The 26,394-nt window shown below is 32.0% G+C and carries 26 protein-coding genes and 1 pseudogene; 5 read left to right on the top strand and 22 right to left on the bottom strand.

The window, feature by feature from the left end:
- Positions 1-60: 60 nt before the first annotated feature.
- Positions 61-1,413 carry a M18 family aminopeptidase gene (locus tag HMPREF1984_RS00560; protein ID WP_021765909.1) on the bottom strand — a complete coding sequence of 451 codons (1,353 nt, stop codon included), beginning with the start codon at positions 1,411-1,413 and terminating at the stop codon, positions 61-63.
- A 155-nt stretch (positions 1,414-1,568) separates the two neighbouring features.
- A complete protein-coding gene (locus HMPREF1984_RS00555; protein ID WP_021765908.1) occupies positions 1,569-3,104 on the bottom strand; it encodes a carboxypeptidase M32 in 1,536 nt (511 codons plus the stop codon).
- A 267-nt stretch (positions 3,105-3,371) separates the two neighbouring features.
- Here HMPREF1984_RS00555 and udk point away from each other — a divergent pair, with 267 nt between their 5' ends.
- Together udk and HMPREF1984_RS00545 are read left to right on the top strand one after the other, a co-directional pair.
- Positions 3,372-4,016: a uridine kinase gene (udk, locus tag HMPREF1984_RS00550; RefSeq protein ID WP_021765907.1), complete on the top strand. Its 645-nt coding sequence runs from the start codon at positions 3,372-3,374 to the stop codon at positions 4,014-4,016.
- Positions 4,017-4,038: 22 nt separating this feature from the next.
- Positions 4,039-5,376, top strand: coding sequence for an FAD-dependent oxidoreductase (locus tag HMPREF1984_RS00545; RefSeq protein ID WP_021765906.1), 1,338 nt, complete (start codon positions 4,039-4,041; stop codon positions 5,374-5,376).
- Positions 5,377-5,484: 108 nt separating this feature from the next.
- Here HMPREF1984_RS00545 and HMPREF1984_RS00540 read toward each other — a convergent pair whose 3' ends face one another.
- The 17 genes from HMPREF1984_RS00540 to HMPREF1984_RS00460 form a co-directional block, all read right to left on the bottom strand.
- Positions 5,485-6,024 carry an NAD(P)H-dependent oxidoreductase gene (locus HMPREF1984_RS00540; RefSeq protein WP_036099232.1) on the bottom strand — a complete coding sequence of 180 codons (540 nt, stop codon included), beginning with the start codon at positions 6,022-6,024 and terminating at the stop codon, positions 5,485-5,487.
- Between the two features lie 22 nt (positions 6,025-6,046).
- Positions 6,047-6,424: a hypothetical protein gene (locus tag HMPREF1984_RS00535; RefSeq protein WP_021765904.1), complete on the bottom strand. Its 378-nt coding sequence runs from the start codon at positions 6,422-6,424 to the stop codon at positions 6,047-6,049.
- A gap of 1 nt (position 6,425) precedes the next feature.
- Positions 6,426-6,893 (bottom strand): PTS sugar transporter subunit IIA, encoded by a 468-nt coding sequence (locus HMPREF1984_RS00530; RefSeq protein ID WP_021765903.1) that lies wholly within the window; start codon positions 6,891-6,893, stop codon positions 6,426-6,428.
- A 25-nt stretch (positions 6,894-6,918) separates the two neighbouring features.
- Complete coding sequence (gene miaA / locus HMPREF1984_RS00525; RefSeq protein WP_021765902.1) at positions 6,919-7,845, bottom strand: tRNA (adenosine(37)-N6)-dimethylallyltransferase MiaA; 927 nt, start codon at positions 7,843-7,845, stop codon at positions 6,919-6,921.
- Complete coding sequence (gene obgE / locus HMPREF1984_RS00520) at positions 7,823-9,106, bottom strand: GTPase ObgE (RefSeq protein ID WP_021765901.1); 1,284 nt, start codon at positions 9,104-9,106, stop codon at positions 7,823-7,825. The genes miaA and obgE overlap by 23 nt, the downstream gene beginning before the upstream one ends.
- A 124-nt stretch (positions 9,107-9,230) precedes the next feature.
- Positions 9,231-9,752 (bottom strand): thermonuclease family protein, encoded by a 522-nt coding sequence (locus HMPREF1984_RS00515; RefSeq protein WP_232219660.1) that lies wholly within the window; start codon positions 9,750-9,752, stop codon positions 9,231-9,233.
- A gap of 16 nt (positions 9,753-9,768) precedes the next feature.
- The gene (locus HMPREF1984_RS00510; protein ID WP_021765899.1) at positions 9,769-10,611 is read right to left on the bottom strand and encodes an FUSC family protein; all 843 of its coding nucleotides are present in this window, start codon (positions 10,609-10,611) and stop codon (positions 9,769-9,771) included.
- A 24-nt stretch (positions 10,612-10,635) separates the two neighbouring features.
- Complete coding sequence (locus HMPREF1984_RS00505) at positions 10,636-11,166, bottom strand: GNAT family N-acetyltransferase (RefSeq protein ID WP_021765898.1); 531 nt, start codon at positions 11,164-11,166, stop codon at positions 10,636-10,638.
- 207 nt (positions 11,167-11,373) lie between these two features.
- On the bottom strand, positions 11,374-12,639 hold the full coding sequence (locus tag HMPREF1984_RS00500) for an ABC transporter substrate-binding protein (protein WP_021765897.1): 1,266 nt from the start codon (positions 12,637-12,639) through the stop codon (positions 11,374-11,376).
- A 31-nt stretch (positions 12,640-12,670) separates the two neighbouring features.
- The gene (locus HMPREF1984_RS00495) at positions 12,671-13,324 is read right to left on the bottom strand and encodes a hypothetical protein (protein ID WP_021765896.1); all 654 of its coding nucleotides are present in this window, start codon (positions 13,322-13,324) and stop codon (positions 12,671-12,673) included.
- 47 nt (positions 13,325-13,371) lie between these two features.
- Complete coding sequence (locus HMPREF1984_RS00490) at positions 13,372-13,926, bottom strand: hypothetical protein (protein WP_036099230.1); 555 nt, start codon at positions 13,924-13,926, stop codon at positions 13,372-13,374.
- A 34-nt stretch (positions 13,927-13,960) separates the two neighbouring features.
- Positions 13,961-14,959, bottom strand: coding sequence for a uroporphyrinogen decarboxylase family protein (locus tag HMPREF1984_RS00485; protein WP_021765894.1), 999 nt, complete (start codon positions 14,957-14,959; stop codon positions 13,961-13,963).
- On the bottom strand, positions 14,960-15,601 hold the full coding sequence (locus tag HMPREF1984_RS00480) for a B12-binding domain-containing protein (RefSeq protein WP_021765893.1): 642 nt from the start codon (positions 15,599-15,601) through the stop codon (positions 14,960-14,962). It abuts the gene before it with no gap.
- 27 nt (positions 15,602-15,628) lie between these two features.
- Positions 15,629-16,498: a carbohydrate ABC transporter permease gene (locus tag HMPREF1984_RS00475; protein ID WP_021765892.1), complete on the bottom strand. Its 870-nt coding sequence runs from the start codon at positions 16,496-16,498 to the stop codon at positions 15,629-15,631.
- On the bottom strand, positions 16,488-17,348 hold the full coding sequence (locus HMPREF1984_RS00470) for a carbohydrate ABC transporter permease (protein WP_021765891.1): 861 nt from the start codon (positions 17,346-17,348) through the stop codon (positions 16,488-16,490). Before HMPREF1984_RS00470 ends, HMPREF1984_RS00475 begins: the two co-directional genes overlap by 11 nt.
- An 86-nt stretch (positions 17,349-17,434) precedes the next feature.
- Positions 17,435-18,712, bottom strand: coding sequence for an ABC transporter substrate-binding protein (locus tag HMPREF1984_RS00465; protein ID WP_021765890.1), 1,278 nt, complete (start codon positions 18,710-18,712; stop codon positions 17,435-17,437).
- 57 nt (positions 18,713-18,769) lie between these two features.
- On the bottom strand, positions 18,770-20,071 hold the full coding sequence (locus tag HMPREF1984_RS00460) for an extracellular solute-binding protein (protein WP_021765889.1): 1,302 nt from the start codon (positions 20,069-20,071) through the stop codon (positions 18,770-18,772).
- A 590-nt stretch (positions 20,072-20,661) separates the two neighbouring features.
- Here HMPREF1984_RS00460 and HMPREF1984_RS00455 point away from each other — a divergent pair.
- From HMPREF1984_RS00455 to HMPREF1984_RS11055, 3 genes and pseudogenes are all read left to right on the top strand, one after another.
- Positions 20,662-22,368, top strand: a complete 1,707-nt coding sequence (locus HMPREF1984_RS00455) for a DUF4091 domain-containing protein (protein WP_051314403.1) — start codon at positions 20,662-20,664, stop codon at positions 22,366-22,368.
- A 127-nt stretch (positions 22,369-22,495) separates the two neighbouring features.
- The gene (locus HMPREF1984_RS00450; protein WP_021765886.1) at positions 22,496-22,753 is read left to right on the top strand and encodes a type II toxin-antitoxin system RelB/DinJ family antitoxin; all 258 of its coding nucleotides are present in this window, start codon (positions 22,496-22,498) and stop codon (positions 22,751-22,753) included.
- Positions 22,753-23,015, top strand: a pseudogene (locus tag HMPREF1984_RS11055) (Txe/YoeB family addiction module toxin). The gene HMPREF1984_RS00450 and the pseudogene HMPREF1984_RS11055 overlap by 1 nt, the downstream one beginning before the upstream one ends.
- An 86-nt stretch (positions 23,016-23,101) precedes the next feature.
- Here HMPREF1984_RS11055 and nagE read toward each other — a convergent pair.
- The 3 genes from nagE to HMPREF1984_RS00435 all read right to left on the bottom strand — a co-directional run bounded on the left by nagE (position 23,102) and on the right by HMPREF1984_RS00435 (position 26,381).
- The gene (gene nagE / locus HMPREF1984_RS00445) at positions 23,102-24,535 is read right to left on the bottom strand and encodes an N-acetylglucosamine-specific PTS transporter subunit IIBC (RefSeq protein WP_021765885.1); all 1,434 of its coding nucleotides are present in this window, start codon (positions 24,533-24,535) and stop codon (positions 23,102-23,104) included.
- 292 nt (positions 24,536-24,827) lie between these two features.
- Complete coding sequence (locus HMPREF1984_RS00440; RefSeq protein WP_021765884.1) at positions 24,828-25,493, bottom strand: uracil-DNA glycosylase; 666 nt, start codon at positions 25,491-25,493, stop codon at positions 24,828-24,830.
- A gap of 24 nt (positions 25,494-25,517) precedes the next feature.
- On the bottom strand, positions 25,518-26,381 hold the full coding sequence (locus HMPREF1984_RS00435; protein WP_021765883.1) for an S-adenosyl-l-methionine hydroxide adenosyltransferase family protein: 864 nt from the start codon (positions 26,379-26,381) through the stop codon (positions 25,518-25,520).
- Positions 26,382-26,394 lie beyond the last annotated feature (13 nt).

Here is a 26,394-nt window from a genome sequence, read left to right as displayed (position 1 = left end):
ACCCTCCATTTCCGTATTATTTTTCCAACTTCATAACCTTAAGAAAATATCTATTATTTTCTAGTTTTTATTAAAAAATTCTTTTGCCAGTTCTTTCAGATAGAACACATCATATATTCCACAAAGTTCCCTTACTGAGTGCATGGCAAGCATAGGCACTCCCAGATCTACTGCATCTATATCCAGATGAGTTGAAGAAATAGGCCCTATTGTGCTTCCTCCTCTTTCATTTGACTGATTTACAAACGGCTGTATTTTTATATCAGTTCCTTCTATAATCTGTTTAACTACTGCTATTGAAAATCCGTCTGAAGTATAACTCTGGTTGGCACTTATTTTTATTGATATTCCTTCATTTATTCTTCCTCTGCTTGTAGGGTCTGTCTTGTTCATGTGTGCCGGATGTGCTGCGTGTGCACCGTCTGCCGACAGAAGGAATGAACAGTTCAGCATTTGCAGGAATTCCCCTCTTCCGTATCCAAGCCCGCATACTATTCTTTCCAATGTATTTAATAAATAGTTTGAATCTGCTCCCTGTTTTGTTGCACTTCCAATTTCCTCATTATCAAATCCTACAAATACATTTATCTGGTCGTGTACATCTTCAGCTTCCACAAGTCCTAAAAGTCCCGCATAGACAGAAGCAAGGTTATCTATTTTAGGTGCTGATATAAATTCCTCATTTGCCCCCGCAAGACATCCTTTTTCAATTGAATACACATACAAATCAAAATCAAGTATATCTTCCTTCTTTAACTTCATTTTTTCAGCTATCAGTTTCAATAAATAGTCATCCTTTTCAAGCTTATCATTTATAAGACCTAACACAGGTAATGTATCTGCCTGTCTGTCTATCTTCACTCCATTATTTACTTCCCTGTTCTGATGAATGGCAAGGTTAGGAATAACCATTAGAGGTTCTTCGCTTTTCACCCTTATAGTTTTAGGCAGGAATATATTATCGCTTTTCACCACAACTCTTCCAGCTATTGAAAGCGGTCTGTCAAACCATGTACTTAAAATAGGCCCTCCATATACTTCTGTATTTAATCTCAATATATTTTCCGTTACCATTTCAGGATTTGGCTTTATTCTGAATCCAGGCGAATCAGTGTGTGAACCGAATATTTTAAATCCCTTTTTTAAATTTATATCTGTTCCAAGCGTAAATGCCACCACTGTGGAATTTGATTTTTTCACGTAGTATTTTCCACCTTTTTTTAAGTTCCATTTTTCCTGAGGTATAAGTCTTTCAAACCCATTTTCCTCTAAAATTTCCGAACAGTTTTTAGCTACATGGTATGTACTTGGGCATTCATCAATAAATTCAATAACCTCCCTTGCAAAACTTTTTACTTCCATATCTTCAAATTTTTCCTGCATTAATTTCATTTCATCCTGAATTTCTATCATTAATATTATGTGTTTCCCAAATAAAATTCTGTACTTTTATATTGATGAAATCATAATTTCTGAGAAACCCATTCCTCCTTTCATAGTCTTTTCATATTGAATTTTGTTTATTTCTACCAGTTTCTATTAATATATACAGTCTTACATCCATACTTTTATTTATCAAGACCGTAAATTTCAGAGAACTTACCTTCCAGATAGTCTATATAATATTGTGAATCAAAGTCTTTTCCTGTCATATCTTTTATTATTTCTTTAGGAGTTTTCATTTTTCCATATTTATGGATATTTTCCTTCAGTGTTTCATTTATCTGGCTGAAATCACCTTTTTTCATTTCTTCTTTTATATTCACTTTTTTATTTATAGCGTCATATATCTGAGCTGCATAGGCAGTTCCCAATGCATATGAAGGGAAATAACCAAACAGCCCCTCCGCCCAGTGTACATCCTGCAATATTCCTTCTGTATAAGTTGCAGGTCTTATTCCAAGATATTCTTCGTATTTATCTGCCCATTTTACAGCAAGTGCATCTACATCTATTTCTTCATCGAGGTTGCTGAAAATTTCCTTTTCAAGTTCATATCTTATCAATATATGTATAGGGTAAGTCAGTTCATCAGACTCTGTTCTTATAAACTGTCTTTCAACTTCATTTGCCAGTTTGTAAAGTTCTTCCTTACCGATACCATTTTCTGAAAGATTAAACAGTTCATCCATTTTTGGATAAATAAATCCAATAAACTCCCTACTTCTTCCAAACATGTTTTCAAAAATTCTTGACTGGGATTCATGTATACCCATTGAAACTCCTCCACCAAGTACAGTATCAGTAATTTCATCACTTATATGCTGTTCATAAAGGGCATGTCCTCCTTCATGAATTGTTGAGTATATTGAGCTCAAAAGATTGTCTTCATAGTAGTGGGTAGTAATTCTTACATCCTTATTACTGAATTCTGTTGTGAAAGGATGTTCACTCTCCTTAAGCACTCCCTTATCAAAACTGAATTTTATAATATCCAGTACATATTTTGAAAATTCCTCCTGTTTTTGAATATCAAAATTCATCTTTTTAAATTTTTCAAACAATTCCAGTTCTTCTGAGCTTTTTCCCTTTTCAGTAACTTTTTTTATAAAAGGTGATAACTCATTTTTTATTTTATCAAAAAATTGATTCAGTTCCTCCACTGCCACTTCAGGCTCATAATCGTCAAGCAATGTGTTATAAGGATTTTCTGTATATCCTCTATATTTTATAAATTTTTTGTTAAACTCTATCATCTGTTTCAGATAATCCTTGAATATGCTGTAATCATTTGTTTTCTTTGCTTCCTCCCATTTTCTTACAGACAGTACTCTCAGTTCAGAATATTTCTGGAATTCATCTTTAGGAATTTTTTCCATTTTTTCAAATGATTCCTTTTTCACTTCTTCTATGATTTTTCTATCTATTTCTGACAGTTCTTCGGTATTTATTCCATATATCAACTTCTTAAATTCATCATTTATAATCATTGAATAGCTTTCCCCTATCAAATAACCCAATGTCTTTGATATTTTTTCAGCTGCAAGGAAAGGTGCTTCTGTTTCAAGATCCCAGCTCAGTAATGTTATCGCATGTTCTAATGATCCCCTGTTTTCAAGAATTTCCCTTATTTTTTTCATATCTTCATTTGTCTTATTTTGCATAAACTTCACTTCCCTTTCAATTATTTTTCATAGTTAATACTATAATTATACTCCTTTTTTCATTTTTTGCCATTAATTTTTTTATTTTTATTATCTTTTCTTTCTAAATTTTCTAAATTTTAAAGTTATTTAGCCTATGTTATCTTTTATGTTAATAATATTAATACTTTAAACGGGAACTTTTCTTATTTTTAATGTTTTTCAAAAACCTCTTGAAAATTTACTCTGTCTATTATATACTTAATTAAATCACTAGGAGGTATTCAAATGGATTATCAAACGATAATTGTAGGAATTGCAGGAGGAACAGGTTCAGGAAAGACAAGCGTTACAAAGGCTATAATAGAAGACCTTAAAAAATCGAACATTCATTCCATTCTGCTGGAACAGGATTTTTATTACAGAAGAAATGATCATTTAACTTATGAAGAAAGAACTTTATTAAATTATGACCATCCCGATTCAATAGATTTTGATTTACTGGAAAAACACATACTTTCCCTGAAGGCAGGGCATGCTATCGAAAAACCAATATATGATTTCCAGACTCATAACAGAATTGATGAAACGGTACATATTGAACCGGCTAATTTAATAATAGTTGAAGGAATTTTAATTCTTGCTATACCAAAAATAAGAAATCTTTTTGATGCAAAAATCTTTATTGACACTGATGATGATGAAAGACTCTTACGTAGAATGGAACGTGACATGAAGGAACGTGCAAGAAGCTTTGAAAGTGTAAAGAATCAGTATATTAACACTGTAAAACCTATGCACCTGGAATTTGTGGAACCTTCTAAAAGATATGCCGATGTAATTATTCCAAGAGGAAGGGATAATAAAGTCGGGATAAAAATGGTTGCAAGCAGATTGAGATATCTGTTTAATACCCTTACAAAACAGAAATAAATTTAATGAAAGCAGGTAATAAATGAAAGTAGCAGTAATAGGTGGCGGAGCAGCAGGAATGATGTTCTCCACTCAATATAAAAAAGCAAACCCTGATGACGAGGTGTTTGTATTTGAAAAATCTCAATATGTGGCATGGGCAGGTTGTCCTACACCATACTATATAGCAGATGAACTGTCATTTAACGATGTTGTTCTAGGAACTCCTGAAGATTTTATAAAAAGAGGAGTTAACGTTAAAATACTGCATAAAGTTACAAATATTGACTTTAAAAATAAAACTTTAACTGTGGAAGGTAACGAGATAAACAGAGCATTTGAATACGACAGACTTATCATTGCGGTAGGTGCAAAGTCTTTTGTTCCAAATATTAAAGGATATTCTGAAAATCTTGGAAATGTTTTTACCCTTTCACATGCAGAACATGCAGTGAAAATAAAAGAATACATTAATGAAAATAAGGATAAAATAAAAAAAGCTGTCGTTGTAGGAGCAGGATTTATTGGACTTGAAACTGCCGAAGCATTTAACAGAAAAAATATGGAAGTTACAATTGTTGAAAAATCTGACAAAATATTCCCTACTGTTTCTGAAAACTTAAAATCTGAAATTTATGAAAGCATTGAAAAACATGGAATTGCATTAAAACTTAATTCCGGAGTAAATGAAATTGTTTCTGAAAATAATATTGCAAAGTCTGTACAGCTTGATAACGGTGAAAATATTGATTTTGATATTGCACTATTCAGTATTGGAATTACTCCTAATATAGATTTTATTTCTTCTGAATTAAAGACAGAAAATGGAAAAATAGTTGTTAATGACAAGTTTGAAACAAATCTTCCTGATGTTTATGCTGTGGGAGACTGTATTTTCAACAAATTCTATCATACAGACAGAAATCTTTATGCACCTTTCGGTGATGTGGCAAACAAGCATGGAATGCTGCTTGCAAAATATCTTTCAGGACAGAATATAAGCTGGAAGGGACTGCTCAGATCCTTTGCAACTTCTTTCTATGATATTAAACTGGCACAGACAGGACTTTCACTTGAAGAAGCGCAGTCATTAGGATATAATGCTGAAAAGATTGAAATGAGGGCAATGTATAAAAACTCAGGATTTAAGGATTCTTTCCCTATAAAAACTGAAATTATTTATGACAAGGACAAAAAAGTTCTTCTTGGAGGAGCAATGGTCGGTAAAGAAGCAGTTGCCCAGTTTATAGACCAGATAGCAATTGTCATTACTCTTGAAACACCAATTGAAAAATTCATTGAAATAGACTTTGCTTACTCTCCAACAAATGCAAGCGTTTGGAATCCGTTGCTTGTAACTTATAGAAAAGTAATCAAATAATAGCTGAAATAAACAATTTTCAATAAAAAATACGTACCTGTAAACTTTTTAATTTCATTATCCAGTTTTACTGTACGTATTTTTTTATTTTTCCTGTTCTATTTCAAATTAAAGATTTAATACATAATCTGAATATTTTTTTGCACTTTCACTTATTTTTTCATCTCCTGTTTCAGGAACAGCATCATAAAAAATAAAGCTTGGAAGTTCAATTCCGCCTATATATTTTATTGTTGCTTTAAAAGGAATCAGCACTTCATCCATTGAAAAACCCACACTTCCATTTTTCATATAATTTTCTTCAGGTGCACCTACAGTAACCGCCAATCCTATTTTTTTACCCTTCATCTTATAATCAGCTGTTTCATCATCACCGTAAGCCCATCCATATGAAAGAACGTCATCAAGCCATTTTTTCAATATTGGAGGACTGCTGTACCAGTACAACGGAAACTGTAAAATAATATTTTCAACATTTTCCAGAAGATTATGCTCCCTGTCAATATCGAAAATACAGTCAGGATATTCCTTATGAAGATCATGTATAATGATTTTATCATTGTGTTTTTGAAGCTCTTCTATCCATTTTTTATTCACTACCGACTTTTCCATATCAGGATGTGCCAACACAACCATAGTCCTTTTCATTTTCATCATCTCCTGCCACATTTTATTTTACTGTTCTTCTATAAATCAGGAAGTATGAAATACCTCCGAAAAGAAGTGCAAAAATTGCATACTGCTGCCAGAATTCCTTACAGTATCCCCTTTTAGTATCTACAAAAAATCTTGTCCATGCACATGCAAAACTTGTTATAAATGTATTTCCAATGACAGAACCTATGTGTATAGGAACTCCTATAAATGAAAGCATAAAAGGAAACAGTGTCACTGCGAAAGTTGCTCCTACAAGAACAACAGCCATTGATTTCCAGTTGAAAAATGGTTTTTCTTCTTCTTTTTTTTCTTCCTGTGCCTTTTTCTTTTCTTCCTTTTCCAGCAATTTCTTTTCCTTATTCTTATTCTGGTGATTTATTTTTCTTACCATACTATTCCTCCTCAAAATTTTCCAGTATTTCAAGTACTTCTGACTTTGTCTGTGCTTGCGACAGTTTTTCCAGAACTTCTTCCGAGTAAGAAAGCTCCGAAATCATTGCAAGGAGATCCAGATGTTCCTCTTTTGTCCCTTTTGGTGCCGCTATCATAAATATATATTTTGAAGGCTGTCCGTCCATACTTTCAAAGTTTACCCCTTCTTTTGAAATTCCCAATGCCAATGCAATTTTATGAACACTTGGAGATTTTGCATGAGGAACCGCTATACCATCCTGCATCCCCGTTGCAGTAAGTTTTTCCCTTTCCTTCAACCCTTCAATAAATTCATCCAGCTCATCAGCATCTATTACATTATCAGCTACAAAAAGAGGTGCCATTTCTTCAAAAACTTCTTCCTTTTCCCTAGACTTCAAATCAATTATTATTCTGTCTTCAGACATATATTCCAATAATCTTTTCATCTTTCATCTCCTATTTCTATATTTTCTAAAATTTATTCCATCTCTCAATTATATCTTTCATAACTTCATTTTCACTTTGTTCAGACAAATTATAAATGATATAGTTCTTTTCCTTTCTGAACCATGTCATCTGCCTTTTGGCATATCTCCTGCTTTCCCTTTTTATTTCCTCAATTGTTTCATCTAAAGAATTTTCCCCGTCAAAATATTTAAAAAATTCCTTATATCCTATTGAAGCTATTTTATAACGTAAATTTTCATATTTTTCATATATTTTTCTTGCTTCAGCTTCCAGTCCCTGAGAAATCATAATGTCCACTCTTCTGTTTATCCTGTCATAAATTTCTTCCCTGTTTCTTGTGAGGAATACCTTCATAAAACTGTAATTGTTATTCTTCACATTCTCAGTTTTCAGCTCACTGAATTTCCCGCCTGTAAGAATACACACTTCAATTGCCCTTACAAGCCTTAATTTATTGCAGATATCTATCTCTCTGTATGCCTTTTCATCAAGCTTTCTCAACATTTCCCTAAGTTCTTCCAACGATTTTACTTCAAGTTCATTTCTTAGCTTTTCATCCTTTGAAGGAAGATTTGAAAACCCGTCAGTTATTGCCTTTATATAAAGACCTGTACCTCCAACGAGAAGAATATTTTCCTGATTTTTTTCCTTATCTTTAAGAATACTGTTTACCTGTATTTCAAAATCTCCCACAGAATAGTCTTCTCCAGGATCTGCAATATCAATCAGGTAATGCCTTATCCCCTGCATTTCCTCATTTGTAATTTTTGCAGTACCTATATCCATGTATCTATAAATTTGCGAAGAATCTGCTGAAATAATCTCACTATTAAGTAATTTTGCCAGCTTTATCGACATATCCGTTTTTCCGACACCGGTAGGCCCGCTTATTACAAGGCCTTTTAAATTAGATGACATATTCAAATTCATATCCTGCTATTATTATTAAGTCTCCCTCTTCCACTCCGGCATTTTCCAGTTCCACTTCCATTCCCAGATTTCTCATCATCTGCAGGAAGTTTATAATACCATCATCTCCAGTAAAGACATATTTTTTAAGGACATCATCGACTATTCTTCCATCCACTTCAAATACATGATCTTCCAGTTTCTTTATAATCCAAGGTTCTTTTTTACTGTTTTCCCTCAGCAGTTCTTCAACTGAATATTCTTCTTCCAGTTCTTCACGAGGAATTTCCTGGATAAGTTCCCATGCCTTTTTCAGAACAGGTTTTATACCTTCATTTGCAATTACTGAAATAGGATATACGTATTCTATTCCCTGTTCCTTTATAAACTTTTCAAATTTATCATATTTTTCTTCATCATAAAGCATATCTATCTTATTTGCAACCACTATCTGTATTTTATTTGACAGTTTTTCGCTGTAATTTCTGAGCTCCTTGTTAATCTTCAGAAAATCTTCTTCAGGCTCCCTTCCGTCTATTCCAGATATATCAACAATGTGAATTATCAGTTTACATCTTTCTATATGCTTTAAAAATCTATCTCCCAGACCTACACCTTCATGTGCTCCTTCTATCAGTCCCGGAACATCTGCTATTACAAAGCTTTCTTCATCTCCCATTCTGACTACACCCAGTTTAGGCTTAAGAGTTGTAAAGTGATAGCTTGCAACCTTTGAATTTGCCGCCGACACTTTATTAATAAAACTGGATTTCCCAACACTTGGGTAACCTACAAGAGCCACATCCGCAAGCAGTTTCAGCTCCAGTTTTATTTTCAGTTCTGCACCTTCCCTACCACTTTCGGCAATTCTCGGTGCTTTTCTTACAGAAGATTTAAAGTGTATATTTCCTCTTCCTCCATCTCCACCTTTTAAAAATACAACTCTTTCATTTGGATTATCCAAATCAAGTAAAAGTTTTTTTGTCTCAAAATCTCTTATCATGGTACCTACAGGAACTCTTATTATTAAATCTTCTCCTGATTTTCCCTTACAACGTGCAGCACTTCCCTTTTCTCCATTTCCTGCCTGAAACTTCTTGCTGCTTTTAAAATCTACAAGTGTATTTATATTCGGATCTGCAATAAAAACTACATCTCCACCTTTTCCACCGTCTCCTCCGTCAGGTCCGCCAAACTGGACAAATTTTTCCCTTCTGAAGGTTGCCGCTCCGTCACCGCCATTTCCTGAAATGACAGTAATTACGCTTTCATCTATAAACATTTTTTCTCCTTAAAATATATCATTTTCATATTATTTTATCACGTTTGACTGAATAATAAAAGACATTTTTAAATACCTTCATTCTATTGCTTTTAGCACCTTTGTTTTACAACTTTTAATATCTTTATTTTTTATTACTTTTCATTTTTCTAAATTCCCATGGAGTAATATACCCTTTTTTTGCAAAAAGACCAAGCTTATTTTTCTGGGCATTTTCCTGAAGCTGTTTAAGTTTTGTATTTTTCTTATCATATTTTTCATACCACCATGCATTTCCCGTAGCAACCATTTTTTCATTTATATTTTCATTACTATAATAAACTGTTCCCAGCAGTCTTCCATATCTGTCATTTTTATTTCCTTCTATTCTAACTGTTTTTCCACGTATAAGCTTCATTAGGAATTCCTTGCTTGCATATCCGTAATCCTGCTTCAGTTCAGGGGCATCAATTCCATATAATCTGACTTTTATAAGATTTCCCGTTTCTTTATTATTTTCAATCTTTTTCACAGCAACTGTATCTCCGTCACTTACATAAAGAACTTTATACATATTGGCAGAAAATATGTTCACACTGAACATCATTATCATCAGAAAAATTATTTTCAATATTGAAATATTTAGTATTTTTGTCTTTTTTTTCAATGTTTCACCTCTTTTTCTAGTTTTTATACAGCTTTTCTATTACAAGAAAATCCCCTTTTGAAAGTTTTTTCATAAATATTCCAATCACTATACCTATAATTAAAATAAATCCTGTTCCTACATATACCTGATCATTTATAATCAAAGTTCCATCTGAATGTTTTAAATAGTAACCTCCAAATGCACATATCATTGACGTAATAATTGGAAATATCACTCCAAACCAGCTTGTCTTTTTTGCCAGTATGCTGTACAGTACCTGGCTCAGAATGATTGTCAGCAATCCTACCAGTGAAAATACCATAAAATAATTTGTAAGCCCTCCTATGACAGAACCTGCAAGTGCTCCTAAAATCCCTAGAAATATATTTTCCTTAGTATTCAGCATTTCTTCCCTACGCTCATCAAGTCTACGTTTTTCTTTATTAAAACAGTTTTCGCATATATGTACCCTTTGATCAACTATTTTAGCTATTTCAATATTTTCAGCATCTTCCAGTCCACAATATCCGCATCCGCTCTTATAATTTTTTTCTTTAAAGAAAGTTATTATCTTTTCTATTATTTCCTTCAGTTCCTTAAAGTGATTAAATCCCGATCTTTTTTGGGAAACTTCAACTATAATATAATTCTTCTCATATTTCACATTCCATATTGAGCTATTTTTATCTTCCAGTTCCTTCAGAAATTTCTCAAATTCTTTCTTATCAGCAATTCCGCTCACATTAAATGTCAGATAATATTTTTTCACAACGTTGTCATCTGTTATATTGACATAATATCCGTCTATTTTCCCTTCAACCGTTTTAACTTCCGGTCTTTTCAAGTTATATTTTTCAGCTAATTTTTCAAGTGCCATATTTCTTCCTCCATTTTATATTTTTTAAACTTCTTTCTTTTCCAATATTTTTTCAAATGTTACTCTTTTTGCATTTAAATCAGGTTCCCTGTCCAAATAAATAACTCCACAAAATTCAAAACCATTCTTTTTCAAAAATCCCTTCATTGGCTCATTATCTTCATGAGTATCTATTTTTATGCTGTATATTCCCTTTTCCATGCATATTTTTTCCAGTTCCTTTAAAATTCCTCCTGAAACCCCTTTATTTTTCCCACTATCTGACACTGCAATTCTATGAATGACAGCATATTCACCATCTGATAGCCATTGGCCTTCCTTCATATTTTCGTATACATCTTCCTTCTCAAATGTAAGAACTGACGTGCCCAATATTTGCCCATTTTCTTCCATTACATAGCTTATCCCTTTGTCTATATCTTCCCTGATGCTATGCTCATTTGGATAACCTTTCTGCCACTGATCCAACCCCATGTTTTTCATTCTTTCCTTTGCAGACTCTATTATTTCCAGTACTCCTGCAACATCTTTCTTTTCTGTCTTTCTGAATATCATCCTCAGCTCCTTCCTTTACTTTTTCAAGCTTTAGGATTATATTCTACCACTTTTACAAAATTTTTCAAATATAAATCCAATTAAAATACAAAAACTATATTTCTTCATTTATTAGAATTCTACTCATTGTAAAATTCTAAACAATTCAAAAATATAGTTTTCACATTAATTTTTATAATTTTCTTTTGAGATATTCTCTTTTAAATTTTATTTATTAGCTTTTACAAGTTCATTTACTTTTTGTTCCATAAGGTCTGCTGCAGCTTCAGGTGTAAGTTTTCCTTGTCCTAACTGATTTATAATATTGAATATTTCTGTACTCATTTTAGTATAATATCTTGGAACTCCGTTAGGGAAAGGAGATGCAACTATTTTAGACTGTTCTACTATGGATCCTGGAGTTTTTATAATTCCTTCCTTAACCATTTGTTCTATAACACTTGTTCTTGTAGGAGTATTGTTTATAGCTTTATTTAATTTCAGCTGAGTTTCAGGTCTTGAGAACCACTCTACAAATTTCTTAGCCGCTTCTTTATTTTCTGAGTAAGCAGAAACTCCCACCGCTTCAGTAAATGTAATAGTCTGTTTAGCCGGACCGTCTATTCCTGGAACAGGAATTGTTGTTATTTGTCCTACAACTTTAGAAGATTTTGGATCGTTTGAACTTGTTATGAATGAAGTTGGTCCTATTAAGAATGCCCCTTGAGCATTATTTATTCCTCTGAATGTATCAATTCCAGGTGTAGAAACACTTGCAGGATTAATGTATCCCTTGTCAACAAATTGCTTAATAAGTTTCAATGCGTCAAGTGCACTTTCCTTATTTAAAGTATCATCATCATTGAAAATTTTCCCATTTCTTGTATATGCCAAAGTTAAGAATGAAGTTGTTGTTTTTTCTTCAGCATTTAAAGGGAATAGCATAGGATATTCTATAGCTTTGCTTTCTTTAAGTTTATCAAAAACTGCTTCCATTTCAGTCCATGTTTTTGGAAATTCTGTAACTCCTGCTTTTGCTAACATTTCTTTGTTTATATATGCTAATCTTAGCCCATTTGCATAAGGTACTGCATATATTCCATTATTAACCTTAAAGTATGAAATAGACGGAATATCCTTTTGTGTTGCTTCATCTACTTCAAGAGGTTCAAGCCATCCGGCATTTTGGAATTCTCCAACCCATGACCAGTCTACTTCAACTACGTCTGCCGCCGCTTTTTTTCCTGCCGCGGCTATTGAAATTTTACTTTTTGTATCATCCCACGCAGTAGGCAATACCTTAACTGTAATTCCTGTTTCAGCTTTAAACTCCGCCAGCATTTCTTCTGTAGGTGCACCCCAATCAGGAATCATCAATGTTATTTCCTTTCCTTCCGTTGTTTCCTTTTTAACTTCTTCAGTTTTTTTCGACTGACATCCGACAAATAGACAGGCAATTAAAATTATTACTGCCACTAATCTTTGTTTTAACATACGCTCTTTTCCTCCTTAAATTTTTTTCATTTTATATTTTTTTTATAAAATATCCTTTTGTCATGGGAAATCTCATCCCCTTTTTCCATTCTTCCTTCAATTTTCTTTGCAGACTTGTATCTTCTTCCCAATCTTCAATATTCTCACTTTTATTTCCAAAAACTCTTTCTATAATTTGAGGATTTTCTTCATTTAAGTTTGACGAGAAAAAAGTATATTTTTCCTGAAACTTGATAATATTACTTTCTTCAGGAAGAATATTTTTCAAATTTGGGCTTAAAAGCCATGAATAACAGATAAAAACCACTGTTGAAAATTTATACCCTCTTGATTTATAGAAATTAATAGCCATATCATATGATTTTTCACACTCTTCAGGGGTAAGTTTTTCCCCTTCCCTTATGTGAACATTTACAAAAAGAAAATCCTTTGTTTCTTCAAATACGTTACTTAAGTCATCTATATTTTCCAATACTTCAAACTGTAATCTTCCAAGTTTTATTACCTTCATTTCAAGAATACTGTCTACCCATTTAAAATGTTCTTTATAAAGACCTTTTACGTTATTTTCCTTTTCATATTTTTCCGACCATATGTAAAGATCTTTTATATTATCTGCAAAAAGTTCATCTGATAACTTTGTATTTTTATATAAATCTTTTGTATATGTTTTACTCTTATTCAATAAAAATCTATATCCTGCTTCCTCATCACTTTTTTTACCTTCACAAATTATTTCACATTCTCCGCAGGGGTTATAGAACTTTTTTTTTTGGAAAGAGACAATCTCAATGCCACAGATTTTACAGGATTTAGCTGAAAATATTCATTTACTTCTATACTTTTCACATTTTCCATTTTATCCAGTATTTCCTTCTGTATACTAAGAGGATATCTCGGACTTCCCGGATAACCTTCAGAAGTTACACTGTAACCATATTTTGAGTATATTTCATTTTCTATACCTTCTTTTATCTCATCCAGTGTGACAACTCCTATTTTATCCATTATCATAGCCCGCATACCTTCTCCGTTGTCTACATATTTCTGAATTACTCCCTCCAGTTTGTTTCCTATTGTATATAGTATGTCAGCATACATATTCCCATTTTCTTCAAATATTTTATAGTCATACTCCATTTCTATATACTCTTCAAACTTTTCAAGTTCTTCTTTAATTTTTCTCACAACGATAGGAGGTGGAGTCTTTTTTACAAATCCTAAAAATTTTATAACTGTAGAACTATTTTCCTTCACATTTTCTATTACTTCACTTCTTTTTATCATAATTACCTCTATTCTTATTTTCACACATTCAGAATCATTTTCTTTTAAAAGTTCTAGTTGTATTTATTGCAGCCCTTAAATTTTCATCAGGCGTGTCATTTAGGCAGTTGCACCCGAAAGCACACAAATAATTATTATATGGCAGCATTTTTGTACAAAGTTCCTTCGTATATTTTTCAATTTCTTCAACCGTACCTTTACCAATTAAATCAATAGGATCCAAATTTCCTATAAGAACTTTATCTGACGGAATTCTTTTTGCAACTATTTCATAATCCATTATCTGATCAAGACTTACTGCATCCAAATGACAGCTTAACATTAAATCCAGAAATAAGGAAGTATCTCCACATATATGCATTCCTTTCCAGCAGTCTATTGAATCAAATATCTTATTTACCCTTGGCACCACATAACGCTTAAAATTTTTAGGACTAAGAGTCACTGTTCCTGGTTCCGCTATTGAAATATACATTGCTCCGGCTTTACGCACAGCTTTAACATACTCCAGCACAGTTTCTGTCGCAAAATCAAGAATTTTTTCCACAAATTTAGGATTTCTTATTACTTCCCCTAGAAGATGAGTTGCCCCTGCCATTTGAACCGCTAACGTAAAAGGTCCCTGTATAGAAACATAAAGGGGTTTGTCGATGGATTTTGCAATCAATTCCAGACTTTTTAAATTTACAGGCATTCTCCCATCCTTATAGGGATCTGGTACTTTTGCTTTTTCAACATCTTCAATTGTCCTGAACGGATGGCTCATTACACTAGGAAAATCATAATCAGGTTTTAAAAGTTCAAGGCCTAATGTCTCACAAAAAATTGCACCGTCACAAAATGAATATATAAAATCTGAGTCAAACTCTTCATTCATACGTTTTGCCAGCTTCAGCTGCATTTCAGGATTTGTATACACATCATAACTTTTTACTCCAAAAAATTTTAATCCATTTGTTGCCATATCAGGCAGAAAGAAAAATCTATTTTCGCTATTTATATACTCTAATAACGTCATTTTTCTAAAGTCCATTTAATCCCCTCCCAAGAGCTTTTTCACAAGCAAAACTGCTTCAACTGCATTTGCCGAATATCCATCTGCCCCTATTTCTTTCGCATATTTTGCACTGACACTTCCTCCGCCAATAATCACTTTAGGTCTATGTTCAAAATTTTTACTGTTGACAAGATCCACTACATCCTTCATTTTCCCCCTGGTAGTAGTCATCATTGTAGAAAGACAGATTATATCAGGGATTTCATCTTCTGTTTTTTTAATTATATCTCCTGCTTTTACATTGATTCCCATATCAGTAACTTTAAATCCGGCAGCTTCAAACATTATTTTTACTATATTTTTTCCTATTTCATGTAAATCCCCTTCAACAACTCCTATAATAACTTTTGGTCCTTTTGCATCCTGTTTTGCAGGAAACTTGTTTCTCAGATAATTTACTCCAACATTTAATGTATCTGCACACACTATTACTTCTGATACAAAATATTCTTTATTTTCAAATAATTTTGTAACATCAAGCATACCTTTACTTAACCCGTCATTATAGATTTCTTCCGGAAGGACTTTTGCCTCTAAAGCCTTATCTATTAATGGTATGATATTATCTTCATCCATATCTACTATCGCTTTAGCAATTTCTTCTAAATATATGTTCATAAAATTATTTTTCTCCTTGATTATGTATTATTCCTTTACTGAACCTGCTGTCAGCCCTGAAACTAAATTTTTTCTGAATATTATACTTGCCAATAGCGGAGGTATTATTACAATAATTCCTGACATTGCTATAACACTGTAATTAATTGCATCCCTTGTCATAAATTCTGACATAATAAGAGTTAATACTTTATTATTATGTGAGGATAACAGCAGCATAGGAATAATATACTGTTTCCATGACATTAAAAATATTACAAGTGAAGAAGTAAGAACAATCGGCTTTGCCAATGGCAATCCTATCTGAAAGAACAGCTGCCTCTCATTAGCTCCCTCTATCGCTGCCGCTTCCCATAAATCTTCAGGAAGTTCCCTGAAATAATTCATAATTATCCATATATTCAGTGGAATAAATGCTGATATAAATATTACTGATGTCCATAACATACTATCAAGCATTGAATGTTCCATAAAAAAGGAATAAATCGGGATAATAGTAGTAAATACAGGTATTACTATTGTCATCAGAATAAAACTGATAATTAAATTTTTAAATTTAATCTTATAACGTGCAAGGGCATATCCTGTAACAACAGACAGCGGCATCCCTATAAGCACTGTAATTACCGCCAGATACATACTATTTGAAAGTCCATTTATAAGTACATCACTTTCCTTACTTCCCAAAGTTAGAAAATTTTTATAATTCATAAAAGTAACTACCTCAGGAAAAATCTTTAAATTATTTTTCAGCAGATCCCCTTCCGGAGTTATACTTATAAGAAAACACCAGAAAATAGGCCCTACACTAAAAATAATTATAAAAAATACTGTAATATAATAAATCAGTTTATGCTTTCCTGTTTCCTTCATAATTAATCCTTTCCTACTTTTCATAAGCCATATTTCTTACATAAAAATATCCAAATATCCCTGATAAAATCATTACAACATAGGATATTGCACTTCCATATCCAAAATCCAGAAAATTAAACGTTGTTGAATAATTATAAACAAGTAAAGTCTGGATTTCAAACTGATAACCTGATATTGCTATAACCTCATCAAAAATGCTAAGTGCCGTCGTTGTTAAATTTATAAGAACGACCCCTATTGACGGTAATAACATAGGTAATGTCACATAATAAAATTCCTGAAATTTATTCCCTCCGAATACCTTTACAGTATCATAGTAGCTTTCAGGTATATTCTGAAGATTTGCTAATATTACAAGCGAAGAAAAAGGAATAATCCTCCACGAAACAACTATGGAAATAACAAGTAGAAATAAATATCTGTTATCTGTCCACGAAATTGGACTTTTTATTAAATGCAGATTCATTAAAATCTTGTTCATAAATCCATACCCGGGAAAAAATATAAATTTCCACATAATTCCGTTTACGATAGGCGGCATAGCCCATGGTATTATTACCAGAGCTGTCAGTACAGGATTAATTTTAGACTTTACATTTAAAACAAGACCTGTAATTATACTAAATACCAATCCTATAATCATAACCATTATTAAAATTATTACACTGTTATATAAAGCATTGTAAAAATGAGGATCTTTGAATATTTTTACATAATTCTCAAACCATATAAATTTTTCATTTTGAGGTTCTGTTAAATTGTAGTACTTCAAGCTATAACGAAAAGTTAAAACTACCGGTAAAATTACTGAAATTAACAGTAATAGTAAACATGGCAATAATAACAACGTTCCTTTTGTATCTTTCCTCATAAAGTACTATCCTCCTATATTTTGATAATTTATTAATGAGTCTGCTTATACAAACAGACTCATTAACAACTGTTTTTTTATTATATTTAACTGTTAGCTTTTGCCAATTCATTTACTTTTTGTTCCATCTGGTCAGCAGCCTGTTCAGGAGTAAGTTTTCCCTGTGCCATCTGATTAATAATATTAAATATTTCTGTACTCATTTTTGTGTAATATTTTGGTACACCATTAGGGAAAGGACTTCCTACTATTTTAGCCTGTTCTATAAGTGATCCTGGTCCTCCTGGAATTGTTCCTTCATCAGTCATTTTCTGAATTACACTTGTTCTAGTAGGAGTAAGGTTTATTGCTTTGCTTAACTTAAATTGAACCTCAGGTCTTGAAACCCATTCAATAAACTTCTTAGCAGCTTCCTTATTTTCTGAATAAGCTGAAATTCCCATTGCTTCAGTAAATGCAACTGTTTTAGTCGCAGCTCCTTCTTTACCTGGAATAGGTAAAGTAGAAATTTGACCTACAACTTTTGATTCTTTAGGATCATTTGCACTTGTAATATAGAAAGTCGGTCCAATAAGGAATGCTCCATTTCCGTTTATTATCCCTTTATATACAGTTCCACCGTCTGCAGAAATAGTTTCAGGGTTTATATATCCCTTATCCAGATATTTTTTTATCATCTGTAACGCTTCCAGTGCATTTGCTTTATTTAAAGTATTATCTTTATTAAATACTTCTCCACTTCTTGTATAAACTAAAGTTATAAATGAAGTAGTCGCATTTTCTTCAGCACCTAGAGGGTATAACATAGGATTTTTAATAACACCTTTAGCCTGCAGCTGATCCATTACATTTTCAAGTTCACTCCATTTTGAAGGAAGAGTTTCAACTCCGGCTTTTTTAAGCATTTCTTTGTTTATATATGCAACTCTTAAATCATTAAAATGTGGCATTGCATAATATTTACCATCAACTTTAAAATAATCAAGAGATAAGATGTCCTTTTGTGTATCTTCATTTATTTCAAGAGGTTCCAGCCAACCTGCACTTTGAAATTCTCCAATCCATGACCAGTCAACTTCTATAATATCAGCAGCAGCTTTTTTCCCTGCCGCGGCAATTGAAACTTTACTTTTTATATCATCCCATGATGTAGGTAAAGTTTTTACAGTTATTCCTGTTTCTTCCTTAAATTCCTTTAACATATCTTCAGGTGGAAGACCGTAATCAGGAAGCATTACCGTAATTTCTACTTCTTTTTTTTCTGTTTTTTCAGTTTCTTTTGTTTCTTCTTTTTTAGGTTGACATCCTATTATAAAAGTCAATAATAGTAATGAAGCCATAAAAAATCTTAAAGTTTTTTTCATTGTTTTATATCCTTTCAGTTACAACTTAAGTTATATAATTTTATTGCTTACAAAATTTTACTTATTAGCTTTTGCCAGTTCATTTACTTTTTGTTCCATAAGATCTGCAGCGGCTTCAGGAGTAAGTTTTCCTTGTCCCATCTGGTTAATGATGTTAAATATTTCTGTACTCATTTTTGTGTAGTATTTAGGTACTCCATTAGGGAAAGGGGAAACAACTATTTTAGATTGTTCTATTATTGAACCTGGATCTTTAATAGTTCCATTTTTAACCATTTCTTCAATTACACTTGTTCTTGTAGGCATGTTATTTATAGCTTTGTTAAGTTTCAACTGAGTTTCAGGTCTTGAGAACCATTCAATGAATTTTTTAGCAGCTTCTTTATTTTTAGAGTAAGCTGAAATTCCCACTGCTTCAGTAAATGTAATTGTTTCTTTTGCAGGACCGTCTTTTGCCATTGCAGGAATAGTTATTATTTTTCCTACAACTTTAGAAACTTTTGGATCGTTTGTACTTGTAATGTGAGAAGTTGGCCCTATTAAAAAAGCTCCCTGGGCGTTATTTATACCTCTGAAAACATCAATTCCAGGTGTAGAAGTACTTGCAGGATTTATGTATCCCTTATCCAAATATTTTCTCAATAACTGTAATATATCTAAAGCACTTTCCTTATTTAAAGTATCATCATCATTGAAGATTTTTCCATTTCTAGTATATGCGATAGTAAGGAATGATGTAGTTGCTATTTCTTCCGCATTAAGAGGGAATAACATTGGGTATTCAATTACTTTATTCTGTTTAAGTTTTTCAAATGCTGCTTCCATTTCATCCCATTTTTTAGGATATTCTCCTTCTTTTATTCCAGCTTTTTCAAACATTTCTTTATTTAAATATGAAAGTCTTATTCCATTAGCATAAGGTACTGCATATATATTGTCTTTTACTTTAAAATAAGATAATGAAGGTATATCCTTCTTTGTAGCTTCGTCTATTTCAAGAGGATCAAGCCATCCTGCACTGTAAAATTCTCCAACCCATGACCAGTCAACTTCCACTACGTCTGCCGCAGCTTTTTTTCCTGCCGCCGCAATAGAAATTTTACTTTTTATATCATCCCATGCTGTAGGTAATACTGTAACAGAAATTCCTGTTTCATCTTTAAATTCTTTTAACATTTCTTCAGTAGGTGCACCCCAGTCGGGTATCATTACTGTTATTTCCTTTCCCCCTTTTTCTTCTTTTACCTCTTTAACTTCTTCTTTTTTACTCTGACATGCCGTCATTAAAAAAACTAATCCCAAACTTAAAAGCATAAGAGCTATTTTTGAAGCTTTGGAACCACTGTGAAAATTAAACATTACTGCACTCTCCTTATAAGTTTTTATTCAGAATAAACCTCATATGGAAATACAAATAGTTATTTAAAAATAGGTTTAACGTTATATTTTATTTAAAAATTTATCTTTATATGGTAAATGAATTTTAGATAAGAAAGCGTATATTTCCCTTTAATAATTTGTATTTAAAATGTCAGCTCTGCAAAAAAGAGTCAATTTAAAAATCTTATCAAAAATTCTGCATAAAGAACAACCTGCTCTTTTAGAACTTGAGAATCAAGTACAAGCAAAAGTATTGATATTTTTAAATAGAATATTTTTATTTTTTGTGCTATCCGCTATTTTAGTATAAATATTCATATTTTCCCTTCCTTCGTTGCTATTCCATATAATAAGTATACCATAAAAAACTTATAATTCAAGTTTTTAAAATATAAATAAAACAAATGCTATATTCAAAAAACAAATATTAAAAAATAGAAAACCACTAAAACATAAAGGATTTTCTTCGGTTTCAAATTACTCCCTATTCATAATATTAATTGACATTTATCAGCTTATATTATAATATGGGGTAAATACTTATTTAAAATCTATTTTAGGAGGCAAGCATGAAGTTTTACAGCAGTGTACATAATTTTTACAGAAATTGTGAAATGGAAAATTTGAAAAAATTTAATAACAATTATTTTTCAAATTTAGAAGTAATAAAAAATGAAGAATTCGGTTTTTTTGTCACAGTGGATTTTCCTCAGGAATCATGTCTTAACATAAGTAACTCTCTGGACTTACCGTGGTGGGGATTAAACAGGAGATACCGTCTTGAGGTAACTTCTGACTTTGAAACTGTTTATCCAAGTCTTGTAGATTATTCAAAAGATGATTACGGAAATGAAATTGCTGATATAATTCTTTCCCAGAAAAGTAAAGTTTATCCGGAAGGAGAAATCCCTGTTTTTATTCAAGGAATTATTCCTCAGGATTTCTCAGGAGAAAAAGTTTCAATAAATGTGAAATTATTTGAAAATAATGGTTACGAAAAGGAAAAACTTATAGAAGAAAAGACTTTAAATGTAGACGTAATTGATTATGTACTACCTGAAAACAGTTTTTTCCTTGATTTGTGGCAGCATCCTTGTTCATGGGCAAGAACATATGATTTAGAATATTTTTCAGATGAACATTTCTATGTAATAGAAAACTATCTGAAAGAAATGAAAAAACTTGGTCAAAAGGTTATAAACCTTGTAGTTTCAGATTTTCCATGGGCTGGCCAGAAATGTTTCGATGTAAAGGAAAATGCTTCCCGTTTATATGAATATAATATTATAAAGGTTTCAAGAAAAAATGGTAACCTTATTCTTGATTTTTCTCATCTTGACAGATATGTTGAACTTTGCTGCAAACTGGGAATTGACGAGGAAATTAATCTATTTGGCCTTATAGGAAACTGGCATGGATATGATTTCGGATCACCTCTTGAAGATTATCCGGATCCAATAAGAATAAGCGTTTATGATGAAGATACAAAAATTAACGATTATATCAGAAATAAATCTGAACTAGCAGAGTACATCAGGCTTTTATTCCAGCATTTAAAAGATAAAGGATATCTTTCTATAACAAAAATAATAGGAGATGAACCAAGTTCAGTAGAAGTATTTAAAAAATTCTCAGATTTCTTAAATTCCTGTACAACTGAAAAATTACAATATAAATACGCTATTCATTCTCCTGGATTTTTTGAAGAATACAGCGATGACCTGGAAAGTTTTTCAATAAACACACTACTTTTAGGAGATTATTATCAGAAGGAAAATCCTGCATATAAAAAATTGGAAGAAAATTCTAATAAATTAACATGGTATTCATGCTGTTTCCCAAAAACATTCAATGTATTTATAGAAAGTCCTCTTATAGAATCAAGACTTACAGGGCTATATACATATTTATTTAAAATGAAGGGAATGTTACGTTGGGCATATGGTATCTATGTGGAAGATGTTTTCTCTGAAGTATCGTATAAAAAGGAAAAATGGACTGCCGGTGATATGCTGTTTGCATATCCTGGAAAAAATATGAAACCTCTCCACAGTTTAAGAGAGAAAAATATGCTTTATGGAATACAGGATTTCAATATTTTCAGACATTTGGAAACTAAATTTGAAAATTTAAATGATGAGTTAAGAAATAAATTTGGGATAAAAAATTTAATTAAAAGAATAGATGGAGATATAGACCTTGGAAACTATCCTGATATGGATAAATATAGAAAAGTCAGAAATGAAATTATAAAAGAATATATAAAAAAAAAGTAGTTCTATATTTATTCTACAATAAAATATAGCAAATTTAATTTCCATATTTTTGTATAGTATTATTATATACATATACTTTACATTTGATGTCAAATGTAGTATATTATACCTGAAAGGAGATGATTTTATGGCACAAATTAATTTGCGAATTGATGATACTATCAAGAAAAATGCAGAACAGGCATGTTCTGATATGGGACTTTCATTATCAACAGCCATAACTATCTATTTAAAAAAAATAGGTTCTGAAAGACGTATTCCATTTGAAATAACTGCAGATCCTTTTTATAGTGTTCAAAATATGGAACGTCTAAATCAGTCAATCAAAAATGTAAAAGAGGGGAAAACTACGCTTAAAGAACACGAGTTAATTGAGGAGGAATAGTGAAAAAAGTATGGTCTGATGAAGCATAGGAGGAATATCTCTATGGCAGACTCAAGATAGAAAAATTATAAAAAAAATAAACAATTTAATTAAAGATATCGACCGAAATGGATATCATTGTATAGGAAAACCTGAACCATTATCTGGAAATCTTACTGGATATTGGAGTGTCAGAATTGATAAAGCAAATCGCATTGTTTTCAAAATTTCTGATGATACATTGGAAATATGGCAATGTGGCTCACATTATAGAGATAAGTAAAATTTAAAACTGCACTTTCAACCTTATTAAGATTTTAAGTGCAGTTTATTTATTTTATGAGACAGTTATCCGTATAATTATTTTATCTATAATCTTTTCATTTCATTTGCAACAAATTCAACCAATGGACCAATAATTACCTGAACATCTGTTTTTGAAGGTTTTATTATTCCTGCTGCAACCTTTTTTATCTTTTTATCATCAATTAAACTTGAATCTTTTACTTCCAGTCTTAATCTTGTAGCACAGTTATCTATAGAAACTACGTTATCTTTTCCACCTAATGCTTCGTATATAACCGCAGCCACTTCTGCATGATTTGTATTTGAAGCTTCTATTTTTAATTCTTCTTCATTGTCATCATCTTCTCTTCCAGGTGTTTTCAAATTAAACATTTTTATTAACACTTTAAATAGCAGATAATAAACTACTGCAAATCCAAGTCCTGAAACTAACAGCATAAATGGATTATTTGCCATTGGCATTCCTGAAGTAATTGTAAAATCAATAAGTCCTGCACTGAATCCAAATCCTGCTGTCCAGTGGAATGTAGATGCTATAAACAAGCTTACTCCTGTTAAGAATGCATGAACTCCATATAATAAAGGTGCCACAAACATGAATGCAAATTCAAGAGGCTCTGTTACTCCTGTTACAAATGAAGTTACAGCTCCAGCTAACATTAATGATGCAACTTGTTCCTTTTTCTCAGGTTTAGCTTCCTGATACATTGCAAATGCAGCTGCCGGTAATCCAAACATCATAATTGGGAAGAATCCTGCCTGATACATTCCTGTTACTCCTTTTACTCCTGTTCCTGCAAGGAAGTTTTTAATATCACTTATTCCTGCTATATCAAACCAGAAAACTGCATTTAATGCATGATGTAATCCCAGAGGAATTAACAGTCTGTTAAAGAATCCAAATATTCCTGCTCCTAAAGGTCCTAATTTTAAGAAAGATTCTCCGAATGCAATTAATGCTCCAAATACTATAGGCCATACAAAGAAGAATACAGGTGACAGTATAAGCATTGTAGCTGCTGTCAATATTGGTACCAGTCTCTTACCACTGAAGAAGGCAAAAGCCATCGGCAACTGTGTTTTATGGAATCTATTAAATATTTCAGATGCGATTATTCCTGATGCTATTCCTATAAACGCATTATTTATTTTTGCAAAAGCTAACGGAACTGTTGCTACATCTACCTTTGTTAACATTGCAACTGATTCTTTTGATAATAATGTTGTTATTACTAAGAAACCTACTAATCCTGCCAATGCCGCAGAACCGTCCTTCTCTTTAGACATTCCAACTGATATTCCTACTGCAAACAATATAGGTATATTTTCCAGTATGGAAGCTCCTGATTTTATTAGGAATGCCGCTGCGGGACTATTTGCTCCCCATCCAACCGGATCAAGTCTATAACCAATTCCTAAAAGTATTGCCGCTGCTGGCAGTACTGCAACCGGTAACATAAGTGATTTACCAATTTTTTGTAAATACTTCATTAACATTTTTAACCAACTCTCTTTCTACTTTTTTCGTTCATATCCTTTTTATATTGGAATATAAACCTTATTTTCAATAATATTATATATTGATTTTTCGTCAAGTCAACTTTCATAAACATTCTTTTCAATAGACTTTTTTAACTAATTATAAAAAGTGTGACCAAATATTTCATTTTACAACCATAGAAACGAAAAACTTTTTCAACTTTTTTAAAAAAATTAAAAAAGTTCTAACCTTAATCTATCTTGAAACTTTATTTTTTTAATCACACTTTCTATTTTTGTTTTTATTTTTTTACATTTTCCAGTTTATTTCTTTTTTTCCTAATTCCTTTAAGATACCATTTGCTTTTTCAAAATGTCCACATCCAAAAAAACCTCTGCTTGCAGAAAGCGGACTTGGGTGTGCTGATTCCAGAATATAATGTTTTTCTGTATTTATAAGTCTTTTCTTACTTCTTGCATTATTTCCCCAAAGTATAAATATCAACGGTTCTTCCCTTTCATTAAGATATTCTATGACGTTATCTGTAAATATTTCCCATCCAATTTTTGAATGTGAATTTGCATTTTCTGCAACAACTGTCAATGCTGTATTTAAAAGAAGCACTCCCTGTTTTGCCCATGAAACAAGGTATCCATTTTTGCTCATGCTGTAACCGTACTCGCTACTTATTTCCTTATATATATTCTGCAATGAAGGTGGAAGTTTTACCCCTTCCTTTACAGAAAAAGCAAGTCCATGTGCCTGATTTGGTCCATGATAGGGATCCTGTCCCAGCAGAACTATTTTACAGTCCTTATAGCTTGTCAGTTTAAATGCTGAAAATATTTCTTCCGGCTTAGGATATATAGTTTTTGTCTTATATTCCTTCACCAGAAATTTTCTCATATTCTGATAATATTCCTTTTCAAATTCTCCTTTTAAAATCTCATCCCAGTCATTTCCTATATTTACCATAACTTCTGTCCTCTTTTCCTAAGTCTATTTCTCTATTTTCTTCAGCTCCACTGTCCACTGGTATCCTGATTCCACCTGATGTGCCCTTGAAAATGAACCTTGATTTATTGCCACACCGATTTTATCAAGTGAATTTACATAAAGCAAAGTTCTTCCTATGTGAACTTCAGCAAATGATTTTACAAACTTTACTGTACTGTTGTAAACATTTCTCATGTTGTGTTTTATTACAAGTTCCAAAGTATCTCCATAATTTATTCCAACTTTTTCAAAATAACTTCTGTCTATATTTGTCCATAAATTTCCAAATCTTATATCAAGTATGTCTATCGTTCCTGAAATTACTTCATCATCAGAAATTTTAACTTCTGTTGTTTGCAGCAGTTCCATTTTTTCAACTTCAATTTTTTCTCCAACTTCTTCATATGAAATTACTCCACTTGCAAGTCTTGCTCCAGTAAATGCATATATGTCCCTTCCATGAAAAGTGTAGGATTCTCCCGAATATGGCAATCTATTCCTAGTTTCATCGATTTCCCTTATTTCTTCTATTCCTATGTTTGAATGTATATGTGTCAAAGTTCCATTATCAGGAGTTACCACATATTTTCCGTCCTTTGTTTTTGCAACAATACTTTTCCTGTCACTTCCCACTCCAGGATCCACAACAGATACGAAAACAGTTCCTTCAGGCCAATACTGTAAAGTCTGTACCAGTCTATAAGATGCATCCCATATATTATATGTTTCTATTTCATGTGTAAGATTATATATTTTCAAATCCGGATTCACTCCAAGTGAAACTCCATACATTGCAGCCACAGCTCCATCCTGTAATCCAAAATCTGTCTGTAGAACAAGCATTCCACTTACTTTATTATTTCCCATTTTGATTTCCTCC

The organism is Leptotrichia sp. oral taxon 215 str. W9775, assembly GCF_000469505.1.
In the GTDB taxonomy this organism is placed as follows: Bacteria; Fusobacteriota; Fusobacteriia; order Fusobacteriales; family Leptotrichiaceae; genus Leptotrichia_A.
This window is presented reverse-complemented; position numbering and strand designations above follow the sequence as displayed.

Excerpts from the sequence above, each read along its gene's own strand:
- HMPREF1984_RS00510 (WP_021765899.1), bottom strand. The coding sequence starts at position 10,611 with ATGGCACTTGAAAAATTAGCTGAAAAATATAACTTGAAAAGACCGGAA.
- HMPREF1984_RS00535 (WP_021765904.1), bottom strand. The coding sequence starts at position 6,424 with ATGGTAAGAAAAATAAATCACCAGAATAAGAATAAGGAAAAGAAATTG.
- HMPREF1984_RS00500 (WP_021765897.1), bottom strand. The coding sequence starts at position 12,639 with ATGTTAAAACAAAGATTAGTGGCAGTAATAATTTTAATTGCCTGTCTA.
- HMPREF1984_RS00465 (WP_021765890.1), bottom strand. The coding sequence starts at position 18,712 with ATGAAAAAAACTTTAAGATTTTTTATGGCTTCATTACTATTATTGACT.
- HMPREF1984_RS00555 (WP_021765908.1), bottom strand. The coding sequence starts at position 3,104 with ATGCAAAATAAGACAAATGAAGATATGAAAAAAATAAGGGAAATTCTT.
- HMPREF1984_RS00540 (WP_036099232.1), bottom strand. The coding sequence starts at position 6,024 with ATGAAAAGGACTATGGTTGTGTTGGCACATCCTGATATGGAAAAGTCG.
- HMPREF1984_RS00440 (WP_021765884.1), bottom strand. The coding sequence starts at position 25,493 with ATGGTAAATATAGGAAATGACTGGGATGAGATTTTAAAAGGAGAATTT.
- HMPREF1984_RS00455 (WP_051314403.1), top strand. The coding sequence starts at position 20,662 with ATGAAGTTTTACAGCAGTGTACATAATTTTTACAGAAATTGTGAAATG.
- HMPREF1984_RS00490 (WP_036099230.1), bottom strand. The coding sequence starts at position 13,926 with ATGATAAAAAGAAGTGAAGTAATAGAAAATGTGAAGGAAAATAGTTCT.
- HMPREF1984_RS00485 (WP_021765894.1), bottom strand. The coding sequence starts at position 14,959 with ATGGACTTTAGAAAAATGACGTTATTAGAGTATATAAATAGCGAAAAT.
- obgE (WP_021765901.1), bottom strand. The coding sequence starts at position 9,106 with ATGTTTATAGATGAAAGCGTAATTACTGTCATTTCAGGAAATGGCGGT.
- HMPREF1984_RS00450 (WP_021765886.1), top strand. The coding sequence starts at position 22,496 with ATGGCACAAATTAATTTGCGAATTGATGATACTATCAAGAAAAATGCA.
- HMPREF1984_RS00480 (WP_021765893.1), bottom strand. The coding sequence starts at position 15,601 with ATGAACATATATTTAGAAGAAATTGCTAAAGCGATAGTAGATATGGAT.
- nagE (WP_021765885.1), bottom strand. The coding sequence starts at position 24,535 with ATGTTAATGAAGTATTTACAAAAAATTGGTAAATCACTTATGTTACCG.
- udk (WP_021765907.1), top strand. The coding sequence starts at position 3,372 with ATGGATTATCAAACGATAATTGTAGGAATTGCAGGAGGAACAGGTTCA.
- miaA (WP_021765902.1), bottom strand. The coding sequence starts at position 7,845 with ATGAATTTGAATATGTCATCTAATTTAAAAGGCCTTGTAATAAGCGGG.
- HMPREF1984_RS00460 (WP_021765889.1), bottom strand. The coding sequence starts at position 20,071 with ATGTTTAATTTTCACAGTGGTTCCAAAGCTTCAAAAATAGCTCTTATG.
- HMPREF1984_RS00470 (WP_021765891.1), bottom strand. The coding sequence starts at position 17,348 with ATGAGGAAAGATACAAAAGGAACGTTGTTATTATTGCCATGTTTACTA.
- HMPREF1984_RS00545 (WP_021765906.1), top strand. The coding sequence starts at position 4,039 with ATGAAAGTAGCAGTAATAGGTGGCGGAGCAGCAGGAATGATGTTCTCC.
- HMPREF1984_RS00505 (WP_021765898.1), bottom strand. The coding sequence starts at position 11,166 with ATGATATTCAGAAAGACAGAAAAGAAAGATGTTGCAGGAGTACTGGAA.
- HMPREF1984_RS00560 (WP_021765909.1), bottom strand. The coding sequence starts at position 1,413 with ATGATAGAAATTCAGGATGAAATGAAATTAATGCAGGAAAAATTTGAA.
- HMPREF1984_RS00530 (WP_021765903.1), bottom strand. The coding sequence starts at position 6,893 with ATGAAAAGATTATTGGAATATATGTCTGAAGACAGAATAATAATTGAT.
- HMPREF1984_RS00435 (WP_021765883.1), bottom strand. The coding sequence starts at position 26,381 with ATGGGAAATAATAAAGTAAGTGGAATGCTTGTTCTACAGACAGATTTT.
- HMPREF1984_RS00475 (WP_021765892.1), bottom strand. The coding sequence starts at position 16,498 with ATGAAAAGTAGGAAAGGATTAATTATGAAGGAAACAGGAAAGCATAAA.